The sequence below is a fragment of the Streptomyces alkaliphilus genome, assembly GCF_014141535.1.
In the GTDB taxonomy this organism is placed as follows: Bacteria; Actinomycetota; Actinomycetes; order Streptomycetales; family Streptomycetaceae; genus Streptomyces; species Streptomyces alkaliphilus.
Map to the genome: position 1 here is coordinate 1 of NZ_VKHT01000150.1, position 7,335 is coordinate 7,335.

The following is a 7,335-nucleotide window of genomic DNA, read 5'->3' on the forward strand; positions in this document are numbered from 1 at the left end:
CCCCCGGAACGCGGCCCGCGGACGCCGCGCGAACGCGTTCCGAAGGCGGCCGGGACGTGCCCGGGCCCGCCGGGATCCGTGACGGATCCCGGCGGGTCCGGGGGAGGAAGCGGTGGACCCTCAGCGTTCGGCGGCGCGGCCGGTCGGCCCCGGCTTCCCGGTCTCCTCCACCACCTCGGCGGCCCGGGTTCGTGCCCGGTGCTCGACACCGATGACGGCCAGCGGCAGCAGACCACCGACCAACAGCGCCAGGGGCAGCAGCATCCAGACGAAGACGCCGCACATCACCAGGGCGACGAGCAGCAGCAGGGAGCCCACGGGGTCGTCCCGCAGAGCACCGGCGCCGGTCCGCAGGTGGGCGCGGACCGGGGCTCCACCGTTCTCCTCCCCGGTCACCGGGGCCCGCCTCGAACCGGTGTCCGACCAGGCCGCCGCCACCCGCAGCAGCAGGACGCCCCAGCCGCCCAGCAGGGCGAGGGAGACCGGCAACATAAGGGTCGCGCCGGGGATCACCCCGGCCTCGGCGAGCGTGGCGTTCCACACCAGCACCAGGGCCCCGGCGAGGAAACCGAGGCCCGCGGCCCACAGGTCGCGCACCGCGGTGACGAAGTCCCGCAGCAGGTCCCCGATCCGCTCGCTGTCCCCGGCCAGGTGGCGGCGCAGGTGGGCGGTCCCGGCGGCCAGCGCCGGCAGGAGGGTGACCAGGGGCAGGGTCAGCACGAGGACGACCACGCCCGTGAGCAGGGTCTCGCCGAACAGCGCGAGACCGGCTCCCTTCCTGCCGCGCATCGCCTCAGCCCTTCAATCCGGAGGTGGCCACGCCGTCGACGATATAGCGCTGGAAGATGATGAAGAAGATCAGCACCGGCAGCAGCGCCAGGACCGCCATCGCCATCTGCCCGCCGTAGTCCGAGACCGTGGTCTGGTCCACGTACTGGCGCAGCGCCAGCGGCATGGTGTAGTTGTCCGGGCTCTTGAGGTAGATCAGCGGACCGAAGAAGTCGTTCCAGCTCCAGATGAACGCGAAGATCGAGGCGGTGACCATCACCGGCCGCATCAGCGGCAGCATGATCGACCAGTAGATCCGGGCGTGTCCGGCACCGTCGATGCGGGCCGACTCGTCGAGTTCGCGCGGCAGGTTCCGCATGAACTGCACCATCAGGAAGACGAAGAACGCCTCGGCCGCCAGGAATTTACCGAGCAACAGGGGCCAGAAGGTGTCCACCATGTTCAGCGAATTGAACATGATGTACTGCGGGATGATCACCACGTGGAAAGGCAGCAGCAGCGTGCCGATCATCAGGGCAAACCACAGATTTCGGCCCGGGAATTCGATGCGCGCGAAGGCGTAGGCGGAGACCGTGGAGGAGAGCGCGATGCCCACCACCGCGCCGACCGCCAGGATCATCGAATTCATGAAGAAGGTCCAGAAGGACACCCCGCCGATACCGCTGAACGCGGTGACGAAGTTGTCCAGCGTGGTGTTGTCCGGGATCAGGTTGACGTTTCCGACGATCTGGTTGGACGGCCGGAAGGAGGAGAGCACCATCCAGGCGGCCGGGTAGAGGATCACGAAGCCCAGCACCAGGATCGAGCCGTGGTAGAGGAACGTGCGCCAGGTGCGGCGCCGCCGGGCGCGGCCGCGGCCGCCGTCGTGATCGGTGGACCGGGCGGGGGGACGCATCCCGCCGCCGGCGGCCTCGGCGGCGGCCGCAGCCTTGCCCGTGGTCGGAGTAGTGGTGGTCACTTGGCCTCACCGCCGTAGTGCACCCAGTGCTTCGAGGTCTTGAAGAAGACCAGGGTGATCAGGCCCACGAACAGCACCAGAACCCAGGCCATCGCCGAGGCGTAGCCCATCTGGAAGTCGCGGAACCCGCGGAAGTACAGGTACAGGGTGTAGAACATGGTCGAGTCGGCCGGGCCGCCGGTGCCGTTGGAGACGATGAAGGCGGAGCCGAAGACCTGGAAGGAGTTGATCGTTTCCAGGACCAGATTGAAGAAGATCACCGGTGAGAGCATCGGCAGGGTGATCCGCAGGAACTTGCGGACCGGGCCCGCGCCGTCCACCTCGGCGGCCTCGTACAGCTCGCTCGGAATCTGCTTGAGGCCTGCCAGGAAGATCACCATCGGGGCGCCGAACTGCCACACCGCCAGCAGGATGAGCATGTACACCGTCATGGACGGATCGCCGACCCAGCCGCCGGGGGAGAGGCCGACGCCCTGGCCCACCCGGTCCACCACGCCGTTGTCGATGAACATCGCGCGCCACACGATGGCGATCGAGACGCTCGCGCCGATGAGCGAGGGGGCGTAGAAGAAGGAACGGTAGGCGCCCTGACCGCGTCGCCTGCTGTGCAGCAGCATGGCCACGGCGAGCGCGGCGGCCAGCTTGATCGGGGTTCCCACCAGCGCGTACTGGAGGGTGATCTTGACCGAGTTCAGGTATCGGTCGTCGTTGAAGAGTCTGACGAAGTTGTCGAGCCCGACCCACTCCGGCGCCCGGAAGAGGCTGTAGTTGGTGAAGGCCAGGTAGAGCGAGGCCAGCATCGGGCCGGCGGTGAGGGCGAAGAAGCCCAGCAGCCACGGTGAGAGGAACGCGTAGCCGGCCCGGGTCTCGGCCGCCCGCCGCGACGACCGCGCGCTGCGCGGCCGTCGCGGCGGCTTGCCGACCTCCGGGGCCTTGGACGCTTCTCGGGCAAGAGTCACAAGGTCGATCCGTTTCGTGCGACGAAAGATGTGGAGGAGCCGGAGGGACGTGCTCAGCCGAGGTGGATCTCGGCCTCGGCGAACCAGCGGTCCACGAACTGCTCCACGGTCAGGTTGCCGTAGGCGAACTCCTGACCCAGGTTGCGGTACTCCTCCTCGATGGGACCGAAGCCCTCGACCGGGAGCGGCGCGGCCTCGGTGACGTAACCGGCCTCGGAGGCCGCCTCCTCGTACTCGACCACCCGGGCGTCGATGCCGCCCTCCTCGAGGTCGAGGGCGTCACGCTGCGCGGGGGAGGAGGGGACACCCATGTTGGTGCCGAAGATCGCGCCCACCTCCGGGTCGTTGACCAGGAAGTCGATCAGCTTGGCGGCCTCCTCCGGGTGGTCGCTGTTGGCGCTCACCGAGAGCTGCATGGTCGGCTTGAAGAACTGACGCTTCTCACCATCGGGCCCCGAGGGCACCGGCAGCAATTGGAGGTCCTCGACGCCGGAGTCACCCACGTAGCCGGCCAGGAAGTTGTCCCAGTGGAACTCCATGGCCGCCTCCTCGACCGTGAAGCCCGCCAGCGGCTCGAGCTGGACCGTGCGCTGGATGGGGTAGGTCAGGTTCTCCGGTTCGCGCACCTCGGAGGCCAGCTCCAGCCACTCCGTCATGTGCGCCTCGGTGAAGTTCAGGTCCCCGTCCTCGGTGAAGGGCTCGACGCCCTGCTGGAGGAGCCACTGGATGAAGAGCCAGAAGGTACCGGTGTAGTCGGTGGCGCCGTAGACCTGCGGGTCGGCGTCGGCGCCGGCTTCGGAGATCGCGGCGAGCACGCGGTTGTACTCGTCCCAGTCGTAGTCCTCGGCCGGGGGCTCGACACCCAGCTCGTCGAGCAGGCCGGGGTTGTAGAAGAGGGCCAGGGTGTTGGTGCCGGTGGCCACCGCGTACAGGCCGTCGTCGACCCGCCCGGCGTCGACCAGCGCCTCGTCGAACTCGGAGAGGTCCAGGGCCTCGCCCAGGTACTCGTTCAGATCGGCCAGCTGGCCGGTGTCGGCGTACTGGCGCAGGTAGGAGGTGTCCATCTGCATGACGTCCGGCAGGGAGCGTCCGGCGGCCTCGGTGCTGCGGGCGGTCCAGTAGTCGGGGAAGGCGGCGAAGCCGGTGTTCACCTTGATGTCGGGGTTCCGCTCCTCGAACAGGTCGATGGCCTGCCGGTAGCGGTCCGCGCGGTCGTCGTTGCCCCACCACTGGAAGTTGAGGGTGACCTGCCCCCCTTCGCCGCTGCCGCCGTCGCCGCCGTTGCCGTTGGAACCGCAGGCGGTGAGGGCGAGTGAGCCGACCGCCGCGAGGGCGATACCGCGGATCGCGGCTTTCCTGATGGACATTGGGAGCCTCCCTGCTCTCGTCAATGCGTGGAGCACTTCGTCGCCGGTGGCGTGAATGTCGGCCACCGGAGTGGACGGCACCGCTTCCGCAGCCCTCGGTGTCGCCTGAAGTGAATCGTTACAATACCGCCGGGGGTCGATCTGTGAACCCGGTCGTCGGTAACTTTTCGGAAACGTGACCGTGATCGTTTTTCCGCATGTCAGCGCGGCTTGCCCGGGGGAAGTCGAGGGGGTTCGGAGGCCTGCGGGGGTCTCCGGGGTGCCCATTCGATGGGGGCTTCTCCGGGCCTGATCGTGAATCGATTCATGTCGCAAGCAGCGCATCTTCCGGGGAAATCGCGCACCCCGGGGCTGTTTCGGAGTCTCGCAACGGCACCCGCCCGCGTCAAGGGGGATGGTCGGCATGTCGACGCCTGTTCGACCGATCGAATGAAGGGGTGCCCCCGGTCCGGCGGGAGACCGCCGAACCGGGGGCACGTCGGAATCCGGGAGACATCGGTACCCCGGGAAACAGGGGCCGGTCGGCCGACGGAGCAGGCCGCCCCGTCGATCGCGAAGGACTCGGGAACGCCGTTGGCGTCGCCCCGGTGCCCCGGGAAACCGAAGGTCACCGACGAGCCCGGGGCGATCCGGGACAGCCGGGACTCCGGCCGCACGGTCACCGTGGCCCCCTCCTGCTCGGGACGTGCGCTCCACATCTGCGTCACGTGCTGCCCGTCCGGTAAGGTCCAGGACAGTTCCCGGTCCCGCAGCTCCTCGTCACCGGTGTTGGAGATCCACACCTGCGCGTTGAAGCCGGCCGGCCAGGTGCCGTGCACCGTGCAGCGGATCTCACAGGTGGGAGCCCGTCGTCGCCGTCGGCCGGCGGCGCGCCCACGTACCGGATGTCCGGGGCGGGCGGCTCCTCCATGTCCGTGCCCGAGAAGAAGCCCGGGTGCGGCGGCTGGTTGTGGCTCTCGTTCTGCCAGGCCACGGCCGGCCGGTACTGCGGGTCGTGCATCAGGGTCCGCAGCCGGTGTCCGGTGACATCGGTGGTGGTGAGGATCCGCAGGGCCGAGTCGTCCTCCAGCCGCCAGATCACCTCCTCGCGCCGGTCGCCGAACAGGTCGGCCCGGAGCACCGGGGTGCCCTTGGTGTGGTTGTTGGAGAAGACCCCCTCCGGGGCGAGGATCTCGCGCTGCTCCCGCTCCTCCCAGTCCCACTTGGCGATGTACGGCCGCCCGGCGGGCTCGTCGCCGTTCGGGTCGAACTCGTGGTCCAGGATTTCGCGCAGCAGGTCGCCGTCCCACCGGATCATGAAGTTGGCGGCCGGGATGTCGGTCCCGATCAGCGTGCCGTCGGCGGCGCGCAGCTCACCCGCGCGGGAGTTCCACTCCCCGTCGACCGTCACCGCCCAGGCCTCGGCGCCCGGGTGGGTGGGATCGATGTCACCGGCCGCGCCGCGCCCCACGTCCCGGGTGCTCGGCATCGACCAGATGATCTCACCGGTGGCCGCGTCCCGCAGGGCGGCACCCCGGCCCCCGGAGTCGCTCATCGACTCGAATGTGGAGAAGATCTCCTGACCGGGACGGCTCGGGTCCGGGTCGCTGACGTGCAGGGTGTCACCGTGGCCCAGCCGGCTGCTGTACAGCGGTCGGCCGTTGTGGTTCACGGTCATGGCGCCGTAGACGATCTCGTCCCGACCGTCACCGGTCAGGTCGGCGACCGTGGCGTCGTTGAGGTGGTAGGAGGACGTGGAACTCACCGGTGTTCGCGTCGAAGGCGCGTCGCGACACGGGGGTGACCAGGACCGGGGTGGCGCCGCGCTCCCGGGCCCCGGCGATGTAGTCCTCGCGCAGGTACTCCTTGAAGTCCTCCGGTGGGGTGTACCGCTCGGGGACGGAGACGGTGGCGTCGTTGTGCCCGAACTGCACGAAGAGGTGGTCACCCTCCCCGATCTCATCGAGGATGGCGTCGAGACGGCCCTGCTCGACGAAGCTGCGGGAACTGCGTCCGCCGATGGCGTGGTTGTCGAACCGGACCTCCTCGTCGAAGAAGCGGTCGATCATCTGGCCCCATCCGGCCCGGTGCTCCCAGCGGGGGTCGTGGGTCTGGTCCGTGGAATCGCCCGCGAGGTAGACCGTCGGGCCGTCCGCCTCGGCGGCCGGGGCGGTGAGCCCGACCATGGCGGTCGCCAGTGCGGCGAGTCCGGCCACGGTGCCCCGGAACAGCCCCCGGCACGCCGATGCCCGGGGACGGAAGGTGGTGCGCCGATCCGTCACTCCTGTGTGTGGATGTACGGCGCCGTCGGGGTGGTGCCCCTCTCCCCGCCCCCTTCCCGGTGTCCCAATGCCTTGGGCACACATACGCACATCGGTCGACAGGAACGAACGTCTGTGGTGGCCGGTCGGCTCGTGGACGGAGCGTCGACCACGGGTCGGGGCGGGAAAGGCGTGTCGCCTCCCCGCCCCGGCTCCCCGTCGGATCAGGTCAGGCCCAACCGGCTGTCGTTCAGGCGCGCGATCGCCCCGCTGTCGCCGTCCAACTCCACCCGGGCCGCGGACTGGCGCCCGTAGGCGAAGAGGTGCAACTCACCCGGTTCGCCGGTCACGGTCACCACCGGGGCCCCGCGACGGGCCACCACCGTCTGCCCGTTGGGGCGCCGCAGCACCAGGCCGACGGCGCTGCGGCGCCCCATGATGCGCGCCGAGGTCTCCAGGCGCCGCCACAGGACATCCTGGAAGACCGGGTCCAACTCGCGTGGGGCCCAATCCGGTTGGGCCCGACGCACGTCCTCGCCGTGGATGTAGAACTCCACGGTGTTGGATGCCTCGTCCACCGGCTTCAGGCCGAAGGGGGACCACTTGCCCGGCCCTTCCCGGAACATCTGCACCAGTTCGGGGTACGGCTTCTCGGCGAACTCGTTCCGTACCCGCTCCAGCCGGCCGGCGAGCGGACGGATGAGCACCCCGCCGGCCGCGTCCGGTCGGCGCTCGCGCACCACCAGGTGGGCGGCCAGGTCCCGGGTGGTCCAGCCCTCGCACAAGGTGGGGGCGTCCGGGCCCGAGTTCTCCAGCAGCTCGGCGAGCAGAAGACGTTCACGCTTGGCATGAGTGGACATGCCACCAGGGTACGGTGCCGCTTCCCCGGAGCGTGGATTCCCACCCGCGCGCCCCGCCGGCGTTCCCCGGGTGGTGGGACGCCGTCCCGTCCGTCGGACGTACCGGGGAATCGGCCGGCGGACCCGTCACAATGGGACGGTGTCCGCAAGTGAACCCACCCC

General features: G+C 69.6%; 8 protein-coding genes. All 8 read right to left on the reverse strand.

The window, feature by feature from the left end; all coding sequences use genetic code 11:
• Nucleotides 1–120: 120 nt before the first annotated feature.
• The 8 genes from FNQ90_RS07550 to FNQ90_RS07585 all read right to left on the reverse strand — a co-directional run bounded on the left by FNQ90_RS07550 (nt 121) and on the right by FNQ90_RS07585 (nt 7,173).
• A complete protein-coding gene (locus FNQ90_RS07550) occupies nt 121–789 on the reverse strand; it encodes a hypothetical protein (protein ID WP_182605628.1) in 669 nt (222 codons plus the stop codon).
• A 4-nt stretch (nt 790–793) separates the two neighbouring features.
• Nucleotides 794–1,747, reverse strand: a complete 954-nt coding sequence (locus FNQ90_RS07555) for a carbohydrate ABC transporter permease (RefSeq protein ID WP_323379827.1) — start codon at nt 1,745–1,747, stop codon at nt 794–796.
• Nucleotides 1,744–2,706, reverse strand: coding sequence for a carbohydrate ABC transporter permease (locus FNQ90_RS07560; RefSeq protein ID WP_323379828.1), 963 nt, complete (start codon nt 2,704–2,706; stop codon nt 1,744–1,746). Before FNQ90_RS07560 ends, FNQ90_RS07555 begins: the two co-directional genes overlap by 4 nt.
• 53 nt (nt 2,707–2,759) lie before the next feature.
• Complete coding sequence (locus tag FNQ90_RS07565; protein WP_182605630.1) at nt 2,760–4,073, reverse strand: ABC transporter substrate-binding protein; 1,314 nt, start codon at nt 4,071–4,073, stop codon at nt 2,760–2,762.
• Nucleotides 4,074–4,273: 200 nt separating this feature from the next.
• Nucleotides 4,274–4,891: a cellulose binding domain-containing protein gene (locus tag FNQ90_RS28655; RefSeq protein ID WP_182605631.1), complete on the reverse strand. Its 618-nt coding sequence runs from the start codon at nt 4,889–4,891 to the stop codon at nt 4,274–4,276.
• Nucleotides 4,777–5,817: a rhamnogalacturonan lyase family protein gene (locus tag FNQ90_RS07575; RefSeq protein ID WP_182605633.1), complete on the reverse strand. Its 1,041-nt coding sequence runs from the start codon at nt 5,815–5,817 to the stop codon at nt 4,777–4,779. The genes FNQ90_RS28655 and FNQ90_RS07575 overlap by 115 nt, the downstream gene beginning before the upstream one ends.
• Nucleotides 5,759–6,334 carry an SGNH/GDSL hydrolase family protein gene (locus FNQ90_RS07580; RefSeq protein ID WP_182605635.1) on the reverse strand — a complete coding sequence of 192 codons (576 nt, stop codon included), beginning with the start codon at nt 6,332–6,334 and terminating at the stop codon, nt 5,759–5,761. Before FNQ90_RS07580 ends, FNQ90_RS07575 begins: the two co-directional genes overlap by 59 nt.
• A 203-nt stretch (nt 6,335–6,537) precedes the next feature.
• On the reverse strand, nt 6,538–7,173 hold the full coding sequence (locus FNQ90_RS07585; RefSeq protein ID WP_143625161.1) for a TIGR03085 family metal-binding protein: 636 nt from the start codon (nt 7,171–7,173) through the stop codon (nt 6,538–6,540).
• Nucleotides 7,174–7,335 lie beyond the last annotated feature (162 nt).

Bases quoted from the DNA above. Each gene is read 5' to 3' on its own strand.
- FNQ90_RS07550 (WP_182605628.1), bottom strand. From the start codon at position 789: ATGCGCGGCAGGAAGGGAGCCGGTCTCGCGCTGTTCGGCGAGACCCTG.
- FNQ90_RS07565 (WP_182605630.1), bottom strand. From the start codon at position 4,073: ATGTCCATCAGGAAAGCCGCGATCCGCGGTATCGCCCTCGCGGCGGTC.
- FNQ90_RS07585 (WP_143625161.1), bottom strand. From the start codon at position 7,173: ATGTCCACTCATGCCAAGCGTGAACGTCTTCTGCTCGCCGAGCTGCTG.